Source organism: Vibrio sp. R10-SF1-ISO8 (assembly GCF_059833805.1).
Genome location: NZ_JCBDHL010000016.1, coordinates 105,400 through 127,771, shown reverse-complemented (window position 1 = coordinate 127,771; position 22,372 = coordinate 105,400). Strand labels below are relative to the sequence as shown.

General features: G+C 41.9%; 21 protein-coding genes. 5 read left to right on the top strand and 16 right to left on the bottom strand.

Annotation, left to right across the window (positions count from 1 at the left end; genetic code table 11):
* Positions 1 to 86 precede the first annotated feature (86 nt).
* Positions 87 to 674 (bottom strand): YjaG family protein, encoded by a 588-nt coding sequence (locus AC6R00_RS12530; protein ID WP_500640676.1) that lies wholly within the window; start codon positions 672 to 674, stop codon positions 87 to 89.
* 84 nt (positions 675 to 758) lie between these two features.
* On the opposite strand from AC6R00_RS12530, the gene AC6R00_RS12525 reads away from it, so the two are divergent.
* Positions 759 to 1,685, top strand: a complete 927-nt coding sequence (locus AC6R00_RS12525) for a D-2-hydroxyacid dehydrogenase (protein WP_500640621.1) — start codon at positions 759 to 761, stop codon at positions 1,683 to 1,685.
* The gene (locus AC6R00_RS12520; RefSeq protein WP_500640620.1) at positions 1,685 to 2,260 is read left to right on the top strand and encodes a uracil-DNA glycosylase family protein; all 576 of its coding nucleotides are present in this window, start codon (positions 1,685 to 1,687) and stop codon (positions 2,258 to 2,260) included. The genes AC6R00_RS12525 and AC6R00_RS12520 overlap by 1 nt, the downstream gene beginning before the upstream one ends.
* 34 nt (positions 2,261 to 2,294) lie before the next feature.
* Here AC6R00_RS12520 and AC6R00_RS12515 read toward each other — a convergent pair whose 3' ends face one another.
* From AC6R00_RS12515 to AC6R00_RS12490, 6 genes are all read right to left on the bottom strand, one after another.
* Positions 2,295 to 3,461, bottom strand: coding sequence for a nucleotide sugar dehydrogenase (locus tag AC6R00_RS12515; protein ID WP_500640619.1), 1,167 nt, complete (start codon positions 3,459 to 3,461; stop codon positions 2,295 to 2,297).
* Positions 3,462 to 3,683: 222 nt separating this feature from the next.
* On the bottom strand, positions 3,684 to 5,330 hold the full coding sequence (gene groL / locus AC6R00_RS12510; protein ID WP_004742940.1) for a chaperonin GroEL: 1,647 nt from the start codon (positions 5,328 to 5,330) through the stop codon (positions 3,684 to 3,686).
* A gap of 75 nt (positions 5,331 to 5,405) precedes the next feature.
* Positions 5,406 to 5,696, bottom strand: coding sequence for a co-chaperone GroES (locus AC6R00_RS12505; RefSeq protein ID WP_004410737.1), 291 nt, complete (start codon positions 5,694 to 5,696; stop codon positions 5,406 to 5,408).
* Between the two features lie 205 nt (positions 5,697 to 5,901).
* Positions 5,902 to 6,237 carry a DUF3135 domain-containing protein gene (locus AC6R00_RS12500; RefSeq protein WP_500640618.1) on the bottom strand — a complete coding sequence of 112 codons (336 nt, stop codon included), beginning with the start codon at positions 6,235 to 6,237 and terminating at the stop codon, positions 5,902 to 5,904.
* Positions 6,238 to 6,343: 106 nt separating this feature from the next.
* Positions 6,344 to 6,967 carry a helix-turn-helix transcriptional regulator gene (locus tag AC6R00_RS12495; protein ID WP_500640617.1) on the bottom strand — a complete coding sequence of 208 codons (624 nt, stop codon included), beginning with the start codon at positions 6,965 to 6,967 and terminating at the stop codon, positions 6,344 to 6,346.
* A 57-nt stretch (positions 6,968 to 7,024) separates the two neighbouring features.
* Positions 7,025 to 7,447, bottom strand: coding sequence for a GNAT family N-acetyltransferase (locus AC6R00_RS12490; protein WP_500640616.1), 423 nt, complete (start codon positions 7,445 to 7,447; stop codon positions 7,025 to 7,027).
* 68 nt (positions 7,448 to 7,515) lie between these two features.
* Here AC6R00_RS12490 and murB point away from each other — a divergent pair, with 68 nt between their 5' ends.
* The 3 genes from murB to pssA all read left to right on the top strand — a co-directional run bounded on the left by murB (position 7,516) and on the right by pssA (position 10,971).
* Positions 7,516 to 8,562, top strand: coding sequence for a UDP-N-acetylmuramate dehydrogenase (gene murB, locus AC6R00_RS12485; protein ID WP_500640615.1), 1,047 nt, complete (start codon positions 7,516 to 7,518; stop codon positions 8,560 to 8,562).
* Positions 8,559 to 9,521: a bifunctional biotin--[acetyl-CoA-carboxylase] ligase/biotin operon repressor BirA gene (gene birA, locus AC6R00_RS12480; protein WP_500640614.1), complete on the top strand. Its 963-nt coding sequence runs from the start codon at positions 8,559 to 8,561 to the stop codon at positions 9,519 to 9,521. The genes murB and birA overlap by 4 nt, the downstream gene beginning before the upstream one ends.
* A gap of 109 nt (positions 9,522 to 9,630) precedes the next feature.
* Positions 9,631 to 10,971, top strand: a complete 1,341-nt coding sequence (gene pssA, locus AC6R00_RS12475) for a CDP-diacylglycerol--serine O-phosphatidyltransferase (RefSeq protein WP_171381707.1) — start codon at positions 9,631 to 9,633, stop codon at positions 10,969 to 10,971.
* A 58-nt stretch (positions 10,972 to 11,029) separates the two neighbouring features.
* Here the strand turns inward: pssA and AC6R00_RS12470 are convergent, their stop codons facing one another.
* The 9 genes from AC6R00_RS12470 to AC6R00_RS12430 all read right to left on the bottom strand — a co-directional run bounded on the left by AC6R00_RS12470 (position 11,030) and on the right by AC6R00_RS12430 (position 22,368).
* On the bottom strand, positions 11,030 to 12,967 hold the full coding sequence (locus tag AC6R00_RS12470) for a polysaccharide biosynthesis protein (protein ID WP_171381706.1): 1,938 nt from the start codon (positions 12,965 to 12,967) through the stop codon (positions 11,030 to 11,032).
* A gap of 119 nt (positions 12,968 to 13,086) precedes the next feature.
* Positions 13,087 to 13,644 (bottom strand): sugar transferase, encoded by a 558-nt coding sequence (locus AC6R00_RS12465; protein WP_272277804.1) that lies wholly within the window; start codon positions 13,642 to 13,644, stop codon positions 13,087 to 13,089.
* The gene (locus AC6R00_RS12460; RefSeq protein ID WP_500640613.1) at positions 13,638 to 14,648 is read right to left on the bottom strand and encodes an NAD-dependent epimerase/dehydratase family protein; all 1,011 of its coding nucleotides are present in this window, start codon (positions 14,646 to 14,648) and stop codon (positions 13,638 to 13,640) included. The genes AC6R00_RS12465 and AC6R00_RS12460 overlap by 7 nt, the downstream gene beginning before the upstream one ends.
* A 37-nt stretch (positions 14,649 to 14,685) precedes the next feature.
* Positions 14,686 to 15,810, bottom strand: coding sequence for a glycosyltransferase family 4 protein (locus tag AC6R00_RS12455; protein ID WP_500640612.1), 1,125 nt, complete (start codon positions 15,808 to 15,810; stop codon positions 14,686 to 14,688).
* Positions 15,810 to 16,835: an NAD-dependent epimerase/dehydratase family protein gene (locus AC6R00_RS12450; RefSeq protein WP_272249927.1), complete on the bottom strand. Its 1,026-nt coding sequence runs from the start codon at positions 16,833 to 16,835 to the stop codon at positions 15,810 to 15,812. Before AC6R00_RS12450 ends, AC6R00_RS12455 begins: the two co-directional genes overlap by 1 nt.
* A gap of 50 nt (positions 16,836 to 16,885) precedes the next feature.
* On the bottom strand, positions 16,886 to 18,169 hold the full coding sequence (tviB, locus tag AC6R00_RS12445; RefSeq protein WP_171381701.1) for a Vi polysaccharide biosynthesis UDP-N-acetylglucosamine C-6 dehydrogenase TviB: 1,284 nt from the start codon (positions 18,167 to 18,169) through the stop codon (positions 16,886 to 16,888).
* Between the two features lie 4 nt (positions 18,170 to 18,173).
* Positions 18,174 to 19,313 (bottom strand): glycosyltransferase, encoded by a 1,140-nt coding sequence (locus AC6R00_RS12440; protein ID WP_216602599.1) that lies wholly within the window; start codon positions 19,311 to 19,313, stop codon positions 18,174 to 18,176.
* Entirely contained in the window at positions 19,292 to 21,136 is a 1,845-nt protein-coding gene (asnB, locus tag AC6R00_RS12435) for an asparagine synthase (glutamine-hydrolyzing) (RefSeq protein ID WP_500640611.1), read from the bottom strand. The genes AC6R00_RS12440 and asnB overlap by 22 nt, the downstream gene beginning before the upstream one ends.
* 2 nt (positions 21,137 to 21,138) lie before the next feature.
* Positions 21,139 to 22,368, bottom strand: coding sequence for a hypothetical protein (locus AC6R00_RS12430; protein WP_500640610.1), 1,230 nt, complete (start codon positions 22,366 to 22,368; stop codon positions 21,139 to 21,141).
* Positions 22,369 to 22,372 lie beyond the last annotated feature (4 nt).

The following is a 22,372-nucleotide window of genomic DNA, read 5'->3' as shown; positions in this document are numbered from 1 at the left end:
ATAAAAAAGAGGGTTGACGTGAAAACGTCAACCCTCTTCTATTTTAATAAACTCAAGTAGGGAAAGCTTAACTTTAGAAGAGCGCTCTATAGCTCGATGCCAATATTACTGACACCTTCATCGCGAAGCTCAGCACGTAAATCTTTGATCAAATCAATATCACGCTGTTCAGCTTCTCTCAATGGACGGAAGATCGCCCATTGCACATCCCATTCACCACACACAGCTTCATTCTGTTTTTGGTTGTCGTTAGTAATCTCTTCACCTGTTTGGGCTTCTTCAAGTTGAGCTACTGTCAACACCGACTGCTGACTCACTTTGTGCATGTTTTCAAACAGATAATCTCGATCTAACAAACCATGAAGAAGGTTAGAAAGCGCTACACAAGCGTCAATCGCTGGATAAACGCCATAAAAATCAAAATCTTCTGAGCTTGGAATGATCTCTTCTAGCTTTTCTAGCTGACGCTCAAAGTTCACTTTTGCCGTTTTGACAGTGAGCTGTTCCCAAATGCTGTCTAAAATATCACGGTAAACACGTGCTTCGGCAAACTCGGTGCTATCACAAAACATTGCATAGTTTGGGTACATACGTTCACACAGACTCGCCATAAAGGTAATCTGTTGCCATGGTTCTAACTTCTCAAGACGAAGCTGAAGAGGGTTCTGTAGCATAGAGACTCTTTGGGTCAGTTGACCTAGTTGCTGAATTAGACAGCGAAAGTGTACTTGATAACCAACAGGGAAAAAAGCAAGGCGATGAACAATTTCACTCATAAAGTTTATCTTCTTACCGAAGATGATGGCCGTTACCAACAGTTACTCGAACAAGTAGCACTTCCTGAACTCGAATTCACCTCATCGCGCAGTGAGGCAACTATCCTACTTGCTTCGCCCCCGCTCGCCGCTAAGCATCTTGATGATTTCCCCAACGTCGAATGGATTCAATCTATTTATGCTGGAGTCGATGCCCTAGTAGGCAAACTAGACGATTTCTCAGGAGAGCTAACCAATGTAAAAGGTATTTTTGGTCAGCAAATTGCCGAATACGTCTTGGGTTATACCATTGAACACTATCGTCACTTTAATCACTATCGACAGCTGCAAACGCAACATCAGTGGCAACCCAAACCTTATCTATCTTTGGCGAAAAAGAAGATGGTTATCCTTGGTACAGGGTCGATAGGCGCTTATCTTGCAAGCGTCGCTAAGGGGTTTGCCATCGAGCCGATTGGCGTAAACAGAAGTGGCATTCCTGGCAAACAGTCCCCTTTTGATGCGACCTATCATATTCAAGAATTGGCTACAGCGTTAAAACAGGCGGATATCATCGTTAATACCTTGCCAAACACTCCTGAAACAGAAAATATCCTCGATGCTGATAGTTTGAGTCACTGTTCAGGTGCTTTGCTGTTTAATGTCGGTCGAGGTAGTGCAGTCGATGAAGATGGATTACTCACGGCGATTAAGAATGGAAATGTCAGTCATGCTTATCTAGACGTGTTCAAACAGGAGCCACTGAATGAAGAGCACCGGTTCTGGCAACATGAGGGGATAACTCTTACTCCCCATATAGCAGCTTTGAGTTTTCCTGAACAAGTTATCGACATTTTTGCCGAGAACTATCAGCGTTGGTGCGATGGCTTTGGGCTAATGAACGTGGTTGACTTGAGTAAAGGTTATTAATGCTAAAACCGCTACTAAAAGAGATCCGAGCTTGCAAGGTCTGCGAGCCTTCTCTGCCACTGGGAGCCAACCCTGTCATCCAAGCCTCTAGCTCCGCAAAATTGTTGATCATAGGCCAAGCGCCAGGAACAAGAGTCCATGAGACCTCAATACCTTGGAATGACCCAAGCGGTAATCGGCTGCGTGAGTGGTTAGCGCTCGACAATGAAACCTTCTACGACCCAAATAAGATTGCCATTATGCCTATGGGCTTATGTTATCCGGGCAAAGGCAAAAGTGGCGACCTACCACCACGAAAAGAGTGCGCACCACTATGGCACCAGCGCGTTCTTGACCAACTGCCTAACATAGGTATGACGCTACTCATCGGCCAATATGCGCAGAATTACTATTTGTCAGATAAACCGAAAACACTAACCGAGACGGTTCAGCAATGGCAACGCTGGGCACCCAACTACCTCCCCCTACCTCATCCATCACCACGCAATACTTTGTGGCTAAAGAAAAATCCTTGGTTTGAAGCTGAGGTTGTGCCGTTTATCCGCGGCTATGTGCACCAACAACTAAACCTATAAAAACAAAAACGGAGACCAAAGTCTCCGTTATGTATCAGTCTGAACCAAACAGGTCTCGGGTATAAACCTTGTCTGCAACGTCGGCAAGCTCTTCTGCCATACGATTAGAGACAATGACGTCAGATTTGATTTTAAACGCATCTAAATCTCGCATCACTTCTGAATGGAAAAATTCATCTTCTTCAAGAACAGGCTCGTAAACTACAACCAAAATCCCCTTAGCCTTAAGTCGCTTCATGATTCCTTGAATAGAAGAAGCTCGGAAATTATCTGAGCCCGACTTCATGATAAGACGGTATATACCAACGACCTTTGGCTCGCGTTTTAAGATCGAGTCAGCGATAAAATCTTTTCGGGTGCGGTTCGCATCAACTATTGCACCAACAATATTGTTAGGTACATCCTGGTAGTTGGCTAATAACTGCTTGGTGTCTTTAGGCAAGCAGTAGCCCCCATAGCCAAATGATGGGTTGTTGTAGTGATTGCCAATTCGAGGGTCTAAGCCAACACCCTGGATAATTTGACGAGTATCTAAACCATGAGCTTCAGCATAGGAGTCTAGCTCATTAAAGTACGCCACTCGCATAGCAAGATAAGTATTGGAGAACAATTTGACCGCTTCCGCTTCCGTAGAGTTAGTCAGCAATACTTCGATGTTTTGTTTTTCCGCTCCTTCCACCAACAAGTTGGCAAATTCTTGAGCTCTTTCGCTTTGCTCGCCGACAATGATTCGCGAAGGGTGTAAATTGTCATGTAAGGCCTTACCTTCACGAAGAAACTCTGGCGAAAAGATAATATTGCTACATCCAAGTTCCCGTTTAATGCGTTCCGTATAGCCAACAGGAACGGTTGACTTAATCACCATCACCGCTTGTGGATTAATCGTCATGACATCTTTAATGACTGATTCCACAGAGGAAGTATCAAAATAGTTAGTTACTGGATCGTAGTCTGTCGGCGTTGCAATCACGACATAACACGCGTCTTTGTATGCAACTTCTTTGACCGTTGTAGCTTGGAAAGACAACGCTTTATTGGCTAAAAATTCTTCTATTTCTTTATCAACTATTGGAGAAAGCTTGTTGTTCAAAAGTCTTACTTTGTCTTCTACAACATCTAGTGCAACAACTTGATGATTTTGAGCTAACAAAATTGCATTTGATAGCCCGACATAACCTGTACCAGCAACCGCTATTTTCACGATAAACTCCATTATCCGCGATGGAAAGCTTAAGCAACATTTCCACTAATAATCAAAACGCTAGCATCATACCACTAGACACTCACTTGAGTTACGCTCAGAGTCAGAATCTTTATAATGTTTCAATAATGATAACCATGTATTTGAGCTACGGTTTAAATCTATGAACAAAAACGGAGACCGAAGTCTCCGCTTTTAAATCGCTATAAGTAGCTCAGGGGATTACATCATACCGCCCATGCCACCCATACCACCCATGCCGCCCATATCAGGCATTGCAGGAGCATCTTTTTGTGGTAAGTCTGTCACCATAGCTTCAGTCGTGATCATTAGACCAGCAACTGATGCAGCGAACTGAAGTGCGCTGCGAGTAACCTTAGTCGGATCTAAGATACCCATTGCGATCATATCGCCATACTCACCCGTAGCAGCGTTGTAGCCGTAAGAGCCTTCACCACCTTTCACGTTGTTCGCTACCACTGACTCTTCGTCACCAGCGTTCTTAGTGATTTGACGGATAGGCGCTTCCATTGCACGTAGAGCTACGCGGATACCCACGTTTTGCTCTTCGTTGTCGCCTTGAAGTTCAGTGATCTTAGAAGCTGCGCGGATTAGTGCTACACCACCACCAGCAACAACACCTTCTTCAACCGCAGCGCGAGTCGCATGTAGAGCGTCTTCTACGCGGTCTTTCTTCTCTTTCATTTCAACTTCAGTTGCTGCACCAACTTTGATCACTGCCACACCGCCTGCTAGTTTAGCAACGCGCTCTTGTAACTTCTCTTTGTCGTAGTCTGAAGTCGCTTCTTCGATTTGCTGACGAATTTGAGCAACACGACCAGAGATCATAGCTTCTTCACCAATGCCATCGATGATAGTTGTGTTTTCTTTAGTGATAGCAACACGCTTCGCTTGACCTAGGTCTTCTAGAACCACTTTCTCTAGCTCTAAACCTACTTCTTCAGAGATCACTGTACCACCCGTTAGGATAGCGATGTCTTGTAGCATAGCTTTACGACGATCACCGAAACCAGGTGCTTTAACCGCCGCTACTTTCACGATGCCACGCATGTTGTTCACAACTAGAGTTGCTAGTGCTTCGCCTTCAACATCTTCTGCGATAATAAGTAGAGGGCGAGACGCTTTTGCTACCGCTTCTAGAGTCGGAAGCAGCTCACGGATGTTTGAAACTTTCTTGTCGATTAGAAGAATGAATGGATTCTCTAGATCAACAGAGCCTGCTTCTTGGTTGTTGATGAAGTAAGGCGATAGGTAACCACGGTCGAACTGCATACCCTCAACCACGTCTAGCTCGTCTTGTAGCGCCTGGCCTTCTTCAACAGTGATAACGCCATCACGGCCAACTTTTTCCATCGCTTCAGCAATGATATTACCGACACTTGAATCAGAGTTCGCAGAGATAGTCCCTACCTGAGCAATCGCTTTAGTGTCTTCACATGGAACTGACAGCGCTTTTAGCTCTTCAACAGCAGCAACAACCGCTTTGTCGATACCACGCTTAAGATCCATTGGGTTCATACCCGCAGCAACCGCTTTTAAGCCTTCGTTTACGATAGCTTGAGCAAGTACTGTTGCCGTTGTTGTACCGTCACCCGCAGCGTCATTTGCTTGAGACGCGACTTCTTTAACCATTTGCGCGCCCATGTTTTGGAACTTGTCTTCAAGCTCGATTTCACGCGCTACAGATACACCATCTTTAGTAATAGTTGGTGCACCGAAAGATTTGTCTAGAACAACGTTACGGCCTTTAGGGCCAAGTGTTACTTTTACCGCGTCAGCTAGAACGTTTACACCCTCTAGCATTTTTACGCGTGCGTCGTTACCAAATTTAACGTCTTTAGCAGCCATCTTTAGTTTCCTTTTCTAAATTCTTTGTTTTGATTTTCAGCTGAATCTGAGCAAAAAATTACTCAATGATTGCTATTATTCAACAATTGCCATGATGTCGTTTTCAGACATAACTAGCACTTCTTTACCGTCGATTTTTTCAGTTTTAGTGCCGTAACCTTCAGCGAAGATAACAGTGTCGCCAACTTTAACGTCCAACGGTAGCACAGTACCGTTTTCTAGGATGCGGCCTTTACCCACAGCTAGTACAACACCGCGAGTCGATTTCTCTGCAGCAGAACCAGTCAGAACGATGCCACCTGCTGACTTAGATTCAACTTCTTGGCGTTCTACGATAACTCGGTCGTGTAATGGACGAATGTTCATCGGTCGTCTCTCCTGAAAATTTCCATGTTGTTTGATAATTGCATTGCGCGAAAGCACAAGGCTTCAAAGTCTTGTGCTATCTATATGAGGGGTAAATTCACGAAACCCAAGGGGGAAGTAGTGGATTTTTGTGATCTGGTTCAGAGAAGAATAGATAAATGAAGCATGCACTAACCTGAAGGAGTGGTGAGTGAAGGAAACCTTTTTAACGCCAATCATCCAAGGGAATAACCTGTGCACTGTGCTGAGGATCTATTTCGCTCACATCACCATCAAGCACATCTTGAAATTTTACCATTTGGGAGACGAGCTCGCGCATGAGGAGCACGTTGGCATGATTGGGGTTTTTGCAGCTTCCGACAACACGATCGATATGGCTTTGCTGCGCCCATAATCGGTCTTGCATTTCCTCTGAAGCCGAAAGAATCATTTCTTTACACATATCCTGCTTTAGCTGAGTAAAGCCTTCCGGATTATTTTCTGCCAGTGCCATTAGCTCATCGAAAGAAGGTAAGGTTTGATTAATTAATGGTGAACTCATACTGCCTCCCTTAGTGATGACTAAATTATCAACACCGCAAATTAAGGATAGGCGATCCAGACGAAGTTAGTGAACCTGAAAATCACTTTCTCAGATTTGAGACGAGCTAGGATGGAATACGTTTAATTTGATAGACACATCTTCTCTGCCCAGCAACGATATGTTCTGTGCGTTCGACAGATAACTCGTCACCAAGTAAAGTCTGAAAAATAGCTAATTCTGAGCGACACAAACTCGGACAACGTGTCGCAGCCTTACAAATAGGACAGTGGTTTTCAATCAAAAAGTAACCACTATCAGTCTGTTCAAGCTCCGCCATGTAGCCTTCTTGTTGGCGCAATTCTACCAGCCTTTTCAGCTTAGAAAAGGAGTCGGAGCAATGACTGAGTTCTTCTTGATAGTGAGCTAACGTTTTGGCTTCTCGCTCATCCGCCACTTTTTGCAAACCCTCTTGGCCAAACAAGTTTTCGACCGCTTCTATGACTTGAATGGTCAGCTCACTGTGACGATCAGCAAATTGCGCATGACCTTTTTTTGTCAGCGACCAGTGCCGCGTAGGTCTACCCACTTTCACTTTGAGGTCTTCGAAAGCGAGTAAATCATCATTCTCAAGAGTTTGTAGGTGTTGACGCGCCCCCATGGTGGTCATATCGAGTGCGTCGGCAAGCTGCTTAGCGGTAACAGCCCCCTCTCTTTTTATGGTTTGTAATATTTTGTCGGCGCTTTTCATGCTTGCTCCCTCAATCACTGAAATATTATGGAGCATCAGCTTTATAAAGCAAACGCTTTACCGAGATGGTTTGACGTACTTCATCGCTACCAGTTGCTTCTTAAGACTATAACGTTCAAACAGTCCTTTTAGCGAGTTAGGTAACTGACTCACATCAATCGTCTTGAAGTTATGTTGAGCATAAAATGTTTCTAGATGTGCGTAGGCAAAGCAGAAATCATGCTCCGATAAAACATGCTGAGCGCAGTACCCCATTAACTGATGACCTAAGCCACTTCCTCTGTGTTGAGGTATCACTAGCATTCCTGTTAGTAAACGGAATTGCTCAATACTTCTAAAACGAACCAGTGAGACGATTTGATGCTCAATAGTACCAACAATGGTCAGCTCATCCTTTTTCGCCTTGCCTGAAGGATAGTGAGCTTTGTACAAACGCGAGACAAGAGGGAGTTTTATTGGGTCTAAGGTTTCAATCTGCATTGGGCTCATTATCACCAAACTTCAATTTAGGGTAGAATGCAGGCAGTTTAGATTACTCGATAAATCCGATGCAAATATTAGCTAACGCCGATCTTAGTCGCTCCCACACCTTTTCTATCTCGCAAACCTGCTCTTATCTGGTTGAAGTCACAACCGTTGAAGAAATCAAATATGTCTATCAAAAACAAGAGTGGCTGCGCCTTCCTAAACTGATTTTAGGTAAAGGCAGTAATGTTTTGTTTACCCAGCCCTACCAAGGCGTGGTGGTAGTCAATAAATTGCTCGGTAAGTCGGTCAGTGAAACCGACATGCATTGGCATCTTCATATCGCTGGCGGCGAAGATTGGCCAAGCTTGGTGAAATGGAGTGTTGAACAAGGTTACTTTGGATTAGAGAATCTCGCTCTCATCCCCGGCTGTGCGGGCAGCGCTCCGATTCAGAACATCGGTGCTTATGGTGTTGAGCTGAAAGACATCTGCGAATATGTCGACATACTTTGTTTAGAAACCTTCAACACCAGACGGCTGAGCACTGACGAGTGTCAGTTTGGCTATCGAGACTCCATTTTTAAACATGAGCTGTTTGAGAAAGTCATAGTTGTCGCGATTGGCTTGAAGCTCCCAAAGCAGTGGTCAGCAAATATCGAATATGGACCGCTTCAACCTCTTCAAAGTGAAACCCTCACCGCGCAGCAGGTGTTTGAGCGAGTTTGCCAAATCCGAATGGAAAAGCTGCCAGATCCTACCAAACTAGGCAATGCAGGGAGCTTCTTTAAAAACCCGGTTATCTCGAACCAGCAGTTCGAAAATTTGAGCAAACAATTCCCCAATATTGCCGCGTACCCAACACAAGATGGCGTAAAAGTCGCCGCTGGCTGGCTAATAGATCAATGCCAATTAAAAGGCCATCAAATCGGTGGTGCTCAAGTCCACCCTAAGCAAGCATTGGTGCTGGTGAATACCGACAATGCAACCGCAAACGATGTGATCAAATTAGCAGCAACAGTACGTCAAGCTGTATTGGAAAGATATCAGATAGCGTTAGAGCATGAAGTGAGATTTATCGGTTCTCATACAGAAACAAATCTAGCGACAATATTAGAGAGCCAGCAATGAAAGAACATTCCGTAAAACTTTCTATCTTGAAAGCTTTATCACAAGGAGGATTTCACTCCGGAGAAGAGCTAGGAGATAAGCTTGGCGTATCCAGAGCCGCGATCAGTAAGCATATTAAAGGCATCCAAGCTTGGGGAGTCGATGTGTTTAGCGTGCAGGGCAAGGGCTACCAACTCGCTAAGCCTATGCAATTGCTCGACAAAGAGATACTTCAAAATAGTTTAACGAACCGAGTAGAGCTGAGACCTATTATTGACTCAACCAACCAATATCTACTTGATAGAGTCGATAACTTAGAGTCTGGATCAGTATGCCTTGCGGAATATCAAGCCAAAGGCAGAGGGCGCCGTGGGCGCGAGTGGATATCTCCTTTTGGTTCAAACCTATACTTATCTATGTTTTGGCGTTTAGATGCCGGTATGGCAGCCGCAATGGGATTAAGCCTAGTAGTTGGCGTGGCAATCGTTGAAGCTCTCGAAGAAATGGGACTGACAGGGGTAAAACTAAAGTGGCCAAATGACCTCTATTATCAAGACAAGAAGCTCGCAGGCATTCTGGTCGAAATGTCAGGCCAAGCTGGTGCAGCGGCCAACCTTGTAATTGGTATGGGCCTCAACTTGATGATGTCAGAGGCAACGGAAGGCATTACCCAGCCATGGGCTAGCCTAGATGAAGTGGCAGATAATCAACTGATTGATAGAAACCAACTGGCGATTACCATGATAACCACCCTACACAAAGCTTTAGATGATTATGAACTGTATGGGATGGCAGGCTTTGTCGAGAGATGGAATCGCTTGGATAACTTTATCAACCGTTCAGTAAAACTGCTTATGGGACCTAGGGAGATTAGCGGAATAGCCAGAGGCATCAACGAACAAGGCGCAGTTCTTTTAGAAACCGAAAATGGGTTAGAAACTTTCATCGGTGGTGAGATCAGCCTTCGTCCCAATCAATAAATCACAGGTTTTACAACTCGCATTGTCGAACTAGGATCTGGTAGCTAGGAACTGCTAGCACATTTTGCTAATATCCTTGTCCACTTTAAGTAAAGGTAACCCATCCAACATGATGACTAATAGGAACTTATTCGAACAACTTCCTACTTTGGCGCAAGATCCAGCTCAGTTTGAGACACTTTATGCAGCTAAAGATTTTCGAACTCGCTTAATAGAAGCGATTCGTCAGGCAAGTAAACGAATCTACCTGGTTGCTCTTTATTTGGAGGATGATGAAGCAGGAAGAGAGATCTTAACTGAACTCTATGAAGCCAAACAGCGCAACCCTGGTCTAGAAATCAATGTATGTGTTGATTGGCACCGTGCTCAGCGCGGATTAATCGGTGCGGAACCTGGCGAAACCAACGCCTCTATGTATAAGAGCTTTGCGGATAATTACGAGCACAGAATTCCTATCTATGGTGTTCCAGTTCGTGGACGTGAAGTATTCGGCGTTTTGCACTTAAAAGGCTTCATTATTGATGACCAAGTTATCTACAGTGGCGCAAGCCTTAACAACATCTATCTCAACTACAAAGAACGTTATCGTTTCGACCGCTATCATGTGCTCAATAACAAAGCACTAGCTGATAGTATGGTCAACTTCGTTCAGAAAGAGATGATCGACCACCCTGCAGTGAACAATCTAGCCTGTTCAAATAAGCCGGAGACCAAAGAGATAAAAGCTCAGATTCGCCAATTAAGGGCTTCTCTTGCTAAATCCTCTTATCATTTTGAGTCGCAGACGGTATCTCAAGAACAGGTTGCTATAACACCTATCGTGGGCGTGGGTAAAAAACGTAACAAGCTTAATCAAGGCATCAATCAGTTACTCGCACAAGCCAAAGATGAGGTTTTCATCTGTACGCCTTATTTTAACTTCCCGCGCAGCGTGGCTAAAGAAGTTAAAAAAGCACTCAAGCGTGGTGTGAAAGTGACCATAGTGGTGGGGGACAAAACAGCTAATGACTTTTATATTTCACCTGAGGAAGAGTTTAAAACTATAGGTGGTCTGCCTTACCTTTATGAGCGAAACTTGCGTCAGTTTGCTAAGTCAAATGAAGCCAATATCGCCAGTCGTAAACTGTCAATCCATTTATGGAAGCATGAAGAAAATAGCTTTCACCTAAAAGGTATCTGGGTAGACAAGCGTTACATGCTGATTACGGGTAATAATCTAAACCCGAGAGCTTGGAGTTTAGATTTAGAGAACGCTCTCTTTATCCAAGATAACTTCAACCACCTAACACCTCAGTTTGAGAAAGAGGTGGAAAATATTCTCCAGCATACTCAGCTAATTTGTACTTACAGACAATTAGAGAAAGCTGAAGATTACCCTGACGCAGTTCAAAAGCTGATGCGTAAGATCACTAGGGTCAGCGCAGATCGAGTATTGAAGCAGATTTTGTAAATCTCTGAATAGAAGAAGAATATAAGAAGAGCTCCAAAAATTGGAGCTCTTTCTTCATCTAATGGATAATATCAACTTTATCTTCTTTGCCCTCATGAAGCTTTTGCCAAACTAAATCACCAATGCCATCGGTTGGATTAAAATCTGTCGGAGCTTCAAGCAATAGTTCCCTAATCTTATCATGTTCGAAGTTGTGACAGGCCTTATCTAACTTATCTATAACCTCAATATATTCATCCAGAGGAAGAAAACGTTCGTTGGCAGTCATAATTCTTGGGTGAGCTGTTTCACCAACATTATCACCAATAAGCAATTCTTCAAATAGCTTTTCTCCTGGGCGTAGGCCAGAAAATTCTATAGATATGTCACCATATGGATTACTGTCATCTTTCAATTCTAATCCTGACAACTGAATCAAATTTACCGCTAGATCGGTAATTTTTACTGGTTCGCCCATATCGAGGACAAACACATCACCACCTTTACCCATAGCCCCTGCTTGGATCACAAGCTGTGCTGCCTCAGGGATTGTCATGAAGTATCGAATGATATCTGGATGGGTTACTGTAATTGGGCCGCCACTTGCGATCTGCTTTTTAAACAGAGGGATCACTGACCCCGAAGAACCTAAGACATTGCCGAATCGAACCATACAAAAACGGGTACCATTTTTTTTAGTATTTTCCTGCTCGGCTAAAGCTTGAAGACCTAACTCTGCCATACGTTTAGTCGTACCCATAACATTGGTTGGCCGCACTGCCTTATCAGTCGAAATCAAAACAAATGACTCTACTTGCGCTTCAATCGCCGCTTTTGCTGTATAGTAAGTACCGAAGACATTATTCCTTACTCCTTCGACGACATTGTATTCAACTAAAGGAACATGCTTGTAAGCCGCAGCATGATATACCGTATGCACTCCGAAGCTTTGCATTGATGTTACCAGTCGATTAATACGCTGGACTGAACCAAGTAACGGAACAATCTCAACATTCAGATCCTCTTTTACTACCAGGCTATTGAGCTCCCGATCAACCTGATACAAACCAAACTCTGACAGTTCATATAAAATCAACACTTTAGGTTTCTGACGAAGAATCTGACGGCATAGTTCTGAGCCAATTGATCCGCCTGCTCCAGTAACCATTACAACCTTTTCTTTTACGTTAGACTCAATAAGTGCTTTCTGAGGCTCCACACAATCTCTACCTAACAAATCCTCAATTTCTACATCTTTCAACTCATCAATCTTCGCCTTACCCTCAACAATATCCTTCATATCAGGAACCGTGAGGACCTCTGCTGGTAAATGAACCAATGAGTCTAGTATTTCTTTCCGTCTCGCTCGTGAGGCACTTGGGACTGCAAGTAGAACTTGACTGACAGAATACTTTGAAATTAATGACTCTGCTCTGCCTACACTTTTAACTTTTAAGCCCATTATAATGGTGTTACTAAGAGTTTCATCTTCATCTAGAAAGCCCACCACTTTATGAGTATCTGAAGATCTGAGAGCAAGCGCTAGCTGTCTCCCTGCGGCACCTGCTCCATAAATGAGAACATTTTTCTTTCCTCTACCATTAACCTGCGCAACTAGTACTCTAACAATCAATCTTGCACCACCGCACAATAAACACAAAAAGGCGCCGTAAATGATCGGTACAGAGCGAGGGACAGAAGCATCTAAATAAAAAGCTAATATAGCCACAGTAGCAGCAGATAACGCAGTACCTATGCTAACAACCGCCAAAGCATGAAAGGTTAGATAGCGGAGTACGGCTCGATATAAGCCCAGTTTAGTAAAAAAAAAGATAGTTACGATTAATGTTCCCAGGACAACATACTTATTTAACACATCATCTAAAGGTTTAATATGACCGATACGCGTCCAATAAGCAGCATAAAATGAAGCAATAATAAAGATCGAGTCTATCCATATACTAATAATACGTTTCTTAAAACGAGAGAGATTTAAAACAATATTTAAAGGCTTCATCTGATATGTATCTTCTTATCTAAACCCGTCAATGCTAAAAAGACACATTGCCAAGTTTCACGTGAACTAAAGAGCATCTAACTCAACAGACAGTAATTCTATGCTTCGGCTAAACATTATTATTTACTTTTAATTCTATCACCCGAACCACGGCCCAAAACTGTCAGAAAAATGAACAAAAAATAGCTGCGAAAAGTCAGTGTTCTTATCATCTCCGCATCCGATTTAGCCAGTAGCTCGGGAGTAGACATATCTATCTCATTAACTTGAGATAAACCAGTAATACCAGGTCTAACAGAGAAAACGTTATATTTTTCTCTAAAAAAAGTTAGTTCTTTTTGATTATATAGACCAGGTCTTGGCCCTACCAAACTCATATCACCTTTTAATACGTTCCAAAGCTGAGGTAACTCATCAAGCTTTGTGCGACGCAAAAAATGTCCAAAAGGAGTTATCGATGAAGCACTAGCCAAATGCGAAGCTACTGATGCTGTATCTTTTTTCATTGTCCGAAACTTAACCAATACAAAAGGGGTCTTGTCTCTGCCTACTCTTTCTTGTCTAAATATTGGAGATCCGCTATCTATAAAGCCGATTACCGTTAACAAAAGTAAAACTGGAAGTCCAAAAATCAATCCAATAAGTGATAGAAGAATATCGAATGTACGAGTCACAATTGTTCTCTCTTTTTGGTGTTATCGCTTTTAATTTCATTTTCTTTGCTTGCTATAAAGCACTTACCTAAACCAGACTTAATTGAAAATCTCGGAACCCACCCAAGTTCATCTCGAGCTTTGGATATATCAACTTGCAGCGAGCTAATAAGTTTATCAACCTGGTTTTTTTTACCTATTAATAGGGCTGCGCATCTGATAAGTGTACTAGGCACTGGAACCAAATAACACTTTTTTCCCATAGCCGATGCTATACTAGTAAGCAACTCTGTAGTTGACAAATCCTCTCCATCTGCCGCATTTATAATCTGGTTAGCAGCTTTTTGATGTACAATACATATCATGACTAGATCCACCAAATTATCAATGCCTATCAGAGAGCGCTTATTCTTAACCAACCCTAAAGGAAGGGGGACTTGTCTTTCTAAAAGGCTAACTAAATGACCGAAGTTGCCTGGTGCATTTCTACCATAAACTAAAGAAGAGCGGATAATCACAATTTCCATTCCACTCTTCTCACCAATCTCTAGAAGCCCTTTTTCTATCTCTAATTTTACTTTACCAGCAGGAGTATCGGGAGTAGGAATATCGCACTCTTTAAATGGTGTTATAGACATACTACCTTGAGCTAATACAGAGCTTATGAATATAAATCGCTCTACTCCAGCCCTAACGGCAGAGTTAGCCAGCTGCATACTAGAGTGGTAGTCTTCTAAAAGAGACTCACTGTAGTCCTCATTTCTATTCTGTTTTTTAAAGTGCGCTCTCCCAGCACTATGAATAACCACGTTACAGTCATTAAGCGCTTTAGACCAGTCAGTCTCTGAGTTAAAAGTCCCTAAAGAGAAGGTGTTTAGATCTCGCCTATGTTTATGCACGTGTCTTACAGCCAAGGTTAGGCTTTCGCCCCCCCATTGTTTCTCTACCCTTTCAACTAAAGCGCTTCCAATAAAGCCATAAGCACCCGTGACTAAAATCTTATACTTATTATTTAGCATACTCGCCATAGCTCTATCTCATAAGTTCAGGTTTGAGAAATCTAGTTTAGATATCACTCATCATCTTAAGCATCATTTTGTTTACTTTTCTAACATCAAACCTTTCAACAGCGAGGTTTAGTGATGCCTTTCCCATACTGTTAAGGATAGATGGGTTCTGAAGTATTTTTTCCATAGCAATTGCCAATGACTCTGCGGAACGAGGGGTAACAAGATACCCATTGATGCCATCAACAACAGTCTCTTTGCACCCAGGAGCGTCAGTTGTTACAACAGCCCGTCCCATTGCCATCGCTTCAAGCACACTTCTTGGAACTCCTTCTCGATATGAAGGGAGCACTATTACTGAAGAGTCCGCTAAGACTTCTCTTATATCCTTAACTTCCCCTAAATACTCGACAAAACCTTCAGACACCCAGGACTGGATCTGCATATCTGATATAGATTCAGGGTTTACATCTAACCCCCCTGCTATCTTAAATATCGCATTGGGGTATTTTGTTTTTAAAGCTTTACAAGCTATCGCAAACTCACGAATTCCTTTGTCAAAGAGCAAGCGACCCACAAAAACAAAGGTAGTTTTCTGTGGGAGTGGAGAAGGAGTAAATAACTCCAAGTTAACTCCAGAACCATTAACTACCCTAGCAGAAGTCCGACTACTAATAATACCAAGATCACGAAACAACTTTAGATCATCAGGGTTCTGGAAAAAGACCTTGTGACTATATCGCAGAGCGAATTTGTATAGCTTCCTAGCCAAACTTTGCACTAGGCGGTACTTAATCCCGCCTTGAGTATTCGCAAGCGCATAACCTACCCCCGTAATTAGAGAATAGCGGCCTTTAACTCTGAGCAACGCCGAAGCTAGCCCCCCCCATATCACTGGTTTAATAGTGTAACTTAGTATCTCATCTGGTCGCAGTTGATAGACGAGTCTTAATAGAGAAACAAAGGTCAGTGTATCAAAAAAAGGGTTAAGCCCTGTACGACTCACAGGGACAGGGTGCACAACCACTCCTATACTGGTCAGTAACCGACCACTTGGAGAAGATTCATTCAACTGTGGAGCACAGGCATGGACGACTTTTCCTTGTGCTTGAATGTCCTTTATCAGATCTAAACGAAAGTTAACCAAGGTATCAGCTTTATTAGATACAATTAAAAAAACCATTATTTTACCAAAAAATCAACATACCAAGGCATTGCTTTCGATATACCATCTAATATTCGGTACTCTGGTACATAACCTAATAGCTGCTGGGCTTTGCTTATATCCGCTAAGGAATGGCGAACATCACCAGCTCTAAAGTCACGATATTTAGGCTCTTTACCATAGATACTTTCGTTTTCAGCTAAGGCTGTTTGCAAAGAAGAAAATAGTTTATTCAATGTAGTTCTATCGCCAACTGCGACATTATAAACTTCATTTTTAGCAGTATCTTGAGCTACGGCAGCAAGTAAATTCGCCTGAATAGCATTTTCAACAAAGCAAAAGTCTCGACTTGTTTCTCCATCCCCATTGATAAACAAGTCTTCTCCGTTTAGCATTGCTGCCGTCCATTTGGGAATAACCGCAGCGTACGCACCATTCGGGTCTTGACGCTTTCCGAAAATATTGAAATAGCGTAGTCCTATAGCTTTGAAACCATAAGTCTTAGCGAAAACGTCAGCATAAAGTTCATTCACATATTTTGTAACTGCATATGGTGACAACGGTTTGCCAATATTCTCTTCAACTTTAGGTAAAGCTGTATGATCGCCATAGGTAGAACTGCTAGCCGCATAAGTAAAACTACTTACTTTCGCATCCCTTGCTGCCACTAATATGTTAATGAAACCACTGATATTATTATCATTTGTAGTTATCGGATCTTCGATTGAACGAGGGACCGAGCCAAGAGCGGCCTGATGTAAGACATAATCGACTCCGTGACAGGCTCTGCGACAGTCTTCCAGGTTTCGAATATCACCTTTAATGAATTTAAACTTTGCCCATTGTTCATGGTTAACCAAACTCTTAACTTCATCTAAGTTTCTTTGATAACCTGTAGAAAAGTTGTCCAAACCTATTACGTACTGATCGAGTTTAAGTAAGTGCTCTAATAAGTTGGAGCCAATGAAGCCTGCTACTCCAGTAATCAACCAAGTTTTAGGCTTCTGAAGTAGTGTATCTTGCAATTGTAAATAAGCTGTCATATCAAATACGCCCGAAATTCGGGCGTCCTAATTAATACTTAAGAAATGTCCTACAAGCGCAGGTCACTTTCGTTTGCTGGTAGGATATACTTTAGATCGTAAAGAACATGTGAAGCTTTACATGAAGATCGAATTCGCTCAGCTCCCATCTCAACAAATTCGTTATGCGACACCGCCATAATAACCGCATCGTATTCCGCATTGGGTATCTCCTGTATAGGCGCTAATCTGTACTCTCTTTCTGCTTCCTTGACGTCCACCCAAGGATCATAACAGTCAACTTCAACACCGTAATCCTTTAACTCCGTGATAATATCAATAACTTTTGTATTTCGCAGGTCAGGGCAGTTTTCTTTGAAAGTAATCCCCATAACAAGGACCTTAGCTCCGTCAACATGAATGCGTTTTTTTAGCATTTCTTTCACGAGGCAACTAGCAACATAGGCCCCCATCCCGTCATTTAAACGACGACCTGCTAATATTATCTCTGGATGATATCCTACAGACTGCGCTTTATAAGTCAGATAATATGGGTCAACACCTATACAGTGCCCCCCAACCAACCCAGGGCGAAATGGTAGAAAGTTCCATTTAGTCCCAGCAGCATTTAATACCTCTTCTGTATCAATACCGAGTTTGTTGAAAATTAGCGCCAACTCGTTGATAAGGCCTATGTTTACGTCACGTTGGGTATTTTCAATAACCTTTGCTGCCTCAGCGACTTTAATAGAGCTAGCTTTGTGCGTGCCTGCCGTTATTATTGATAAGTAAAGCTGATCCACAAAATCGGCGACCTCCGGCGTTGAACCTGAAGTCACCTTCAGTATGGTGGTAACACGGTGTTCCTTATCACCTGGATTGATTCGTTCTGGACTATAACCGCAATAAAAATCAAGGTTATACTTTAATCCCGAGGCTCGTTCTAACACAGGTACGCAGTCATCTTCTGTTGCTCCGGGGTAAACAGTTGATTCATAAATAACAACATCCCCTTTTTTTAGTACGTTTCCTATAGTTTCACTTGCACTAATTAAAGGGCTCAAATCAGGCTGATTATTTTTGTTTATAGGAGTCGGCACTGTAACAATAAACACATTGCACTTTGCAAGCTCTTCAGTTGAACTACTGTAAGTCAGTAGTCTAGCTCTAGATAACTCCTCTGAGCTTACCTCTAAAGTGCTATCATTGCCTTGACGAAGTTCGGCTAAGCGGTTTGAATTTATATCATATCCCAACGTAGGAAATTTTTGGCCAAACTCCACCGCCAATGGGAGGCCAACATATCCTAACCCAATCACGCCTATTTTAATATCGCCACTAAGCTCTAAACTCATAAACTCAAACTCCGCGAGTAATACTAGAAAAATACTTGTCAAACTTTCGAGACATAGCTTGCAAACTAAATTCTTTTGTACTTACTTTTTTAGGCTTTCGCTCTGATAAATACACCCTTACAAAGTCTGCAAGCTTATCTTTCAAGTCATCGCTATCATCGTTTTGAAACGAGCGATCACTTGTACCCAATATTTCAAAAATCCCTCCTCGGCAATTACTTGCCAGAACGGGGATACCAAGCGTTCTCGCTTCTACTAGGGCATTAGGGAAACCCTCAAATCGAGACGCCAGAACAAAAAGATCACATGCTTTAATCAAAGGAAACGGGTTCGACATAAATCCGTGAAAAACAACTTGGTGACGGACGCCTAACTCTTCGCTCAAATTTTCAAGCTCTTGTTTTAGGGGACCTCTACCCGCAATATGCACTATGACATCATCGCGCTTCATCGCAGCGAGAGCTTTTATTAGTAGATCATGGCCTTTTTGGTTAGTTAGGTGCCCGACTGAAACTACATTGATACAACTCTTATTCAATTCATAATCTAAAGGTTCTAAAGCAAGAGTATTGAGTCGTTCAACATCCACACCATTGTTGATAACAATCATTTTTTCTTTGTCTACGCCAAAGTTTTGCGACAAGTCTTCATACATATCCTGGCTTTGACAAACCACATGATCGACTAACTTATAGCTCAAAGAGTAAACAATTCTTAGCAAACCGCTTCCAAATGTATGCGAATGCTTAACACTTAATACATTCGACTCTCTAACTATGTATGCGATTCGTTTAGGCAACATCAAAAAAATAAAGCTGAGGTATAAATTCAGGTAGCTAAGTGAAGACATCACTATATCAGGCTTTGCTGCTAATACCGCTCTCAAAACAGAAAACCCAGAATAGATAACATTTTGTCGATTGAGATACACTATCTCAACGCCAGCCTCTACTAGGGGGCCTATATCAAGTCTAGGGGTGTCTAAGTTTCCATACGTTTTATCAGAACGATGAATTACTATTAATGATACTTCACGACCACGATTCGCAAGCCCTAAAGCTAGGTTACACATAGCTCGTTGTGTGCCACCCACTAAAAGGTTTGGAATAATTAAAATACACTTCATCGACGTTTGTTCATCCAAGCTACATAAACTATTAATTTCCAAATATCGGTCTGAGCATTCACCGCTCCCAACATATGTCCACGGATCATATTCAAAACAGCATCAGAATCAACTCCATTAATCTGCTTCAATACTGTGGGATTAAGTGTGTCTTCGACATATTCTTTCAACTCACCACGGAACCAGCTCGCTAGAGGTACAGAAAAACCACGCTTTCTCATCTTAACAACGTGTTCGGGTAAATAACGAGAGGCTAACTCCTTGAGAATAATTTTTTTATTTTTGCCATTCAATTTGTAGTCAATAGGCAATCTAAGGCCATACTCTACGACTCTATGGTCAAGAAAGGGAGCTCTAGTTTCTAGGGAGTAGTGCATTGATGCCCTATCTACTTTAACGTTGATATCGTTTAACAAATAGTTTTCTAGATCATACACTCCAGCCAAAGATACTGGATCAATATCTAGTCCAGAGTTTTGAAACACATCATCAAGATATGTAGGAGCATCTTTATACCACGAAGAAATGTCTGACCTCAAAAACGCTGAGTATAAATGGCCTGGAGAAGACATTTCAAAGGCTCTCTGAGCTCTTCGTGACCACTGTGTAGGAATGCCTTTCAGCGCTTTAACGGCAAGGCCTCTAACACTACCTGGAATCATTGAACGAGCAGATAACATAGGTAGCATCGAAGAAAGTTTTGAATATCTATTGTACCCAAGAAAAACTTCATCAGCACCATCTCCGGTCATAACTGCCTTAACATGCTGCGCTGAAAACTTAGATACTAAAAGTGTTGGCAAAGCAGAAGAGTCGGCAAATGGTTCATCATATGCTATTGATATGTCGTCGATAAGATCAATCAGATCACTTGATCGGCAATGTAAGACGTTATGTTCTAAACCGATTTCATTCGCCACGTCACTTGCTATATCACTTTCATCATACGCTTCTTCATCAAATGCGATTGTGAATGCTTTAATTGGCGTAGCCGAGCGTTTTTGAGCTAATGCAGCAATCAGCGTAGAGTCAATACCTCCGGACATAAGAACCCCTACAGGTACATCCGCTATCAATCTGGCGTCAACTGAATCCAAAAGCAGACTTTCAAGCTCATCACACGCCTCTGCAAAAGAGCCGGAAAAGCGTTCACTACTAGTAATAATTGACTTAGGGTCCCAGTACTTAGTAATAGTTGCTGCGTCTATATTATCAGCAGAAAAGTGTAGGTATTCTCCAGCCCCCAAAGAGTACACATTCTCATATATAGTCTGAAAACCACCTGTACTCTTGGTCAAAAAAAAGTTACGAACTTCCAAAGGGTTCAGAGCTATATCCCCCCCGGTTTCCCTTATAACAGTTGAGACCTGATCTACGCTAGACGCAGCTGTAAAAGCCCCCCCCACAAATGAATAAAAAAGTGGCTTCTTACCTAATCTGTCACGAGCACAAAATATACTTTGGTCATCTGTGTCATAAATGACAAATGCGAACATTCCAACAAGCATATCTAATACTTTTGGACCGTATTCTAAGTAACCCGCAAGCAACACTTCGACATCACCTTCGGTAGTGAATATGTGACCTTTAGACGATAGACTTTCTCTAAGTAGGCGGAAGTTATAAATCTCACCATTAAATACAGCTTTCAAGTGTTTATAAGAAAAAGGTTGATTAGATCTTGGGTCGAGGTCTAATAAAGCTAACCTTGTATGAGCTAATACCCCTCCATGAACGCGCAACGAATCCTGTGAATCTGGACCGCGCCTTTTGACCAAGTCAACAATTGCTTGCAATTGCGAATCTGAAATATCCAACCCTGAATAAAAAATTCCACACATAACTAAAAAAACCTATTTCTTTTGAATCTAACAATTAAAACAATTCCAAAGAAAATCAATGAGTAAAATAATAACCGTCTAATCTGTAGAAGTGAAAAAAACAAATCACTACGATAAAAATAAAAACCTACAATAGGGACCAAAGGTATAATAATAAACTTAGCTAAGTCACCAAATTTATTACAAAGATGTGATAGCATAGCTAAAAACGCAGGATACAATAAGCAAAACAGCAAGATTCCCGCAACACCAAATAAAGCGTATATTTCACCGATTGAAGATGAACCAAGCGCCCCTTCCCGAACACCTGGATAGAACTCAGCGATAATAGATGTGAATTTTATGACGCTTTGACTATCCCCAAAACCTAGTAGGGTTATAACTCCATCCCACCATTCTGAAGTACTAGAGTTTACAGAGTTTCTCACAACAGTATTAAATATTGAAACCTGAGGGAAAGGCTCCATTCTACCTAGATAACCAGATAACAGCTGGCTCCCAGAAAAATAGTCTTTCAACGCAATAGCAGGGTAGTCAGACGAGCTAACAATACGAAGTACAGGCTTAATAAAAACAACCAAAAAAACGAAAGCAACCCCAGAAAAAATACTTATAGACACTTGGCGAACTGATAGTCTAGCATTATAAAAACAAGCTAATAGAGAGCCGATAACAGCTAATATAAAATGAACTCTCATTCCAACCAATACAATATCGAATACTAAAAGAGCCACAATTAAAAAAGAAAGCCTGTAGTATCCAGCACAAGATAGAAATATGGAAAGTGATACAACATAATAAATCAACCAATTATATATTGGAGGTAGCATCTCTAATAACTGTGATTTTTCCAAGCCATGCTTTATATATAAACCGGAAAAAACCAATTCACTAGAGAAATAAAACATGGCGAGACTAGCAAATATCACCAGAGTCCAAACCATGCGTTCAGATACATGTAACACCACAGTAGAGCTTTCGTCTAGCTTATAGCTATCAAAGGCATAAACAACGAAAAAATATGACACTAAAAAAAACGAGTAATATACGTATAAAAAACTTTCAATATTAACCCTTTCGTTACCGGGATAATCTGGGACACTCCCTATTAAAATAGGAAAATTATACAAAACAAAACTAAAAAGGCCTAATACAAGTATATCAATCTTTCTTCTAAAAAATAGAAAGTACATACAGACTAAGAATGTAAGCACTAGACAAAAAATAGACATCAAC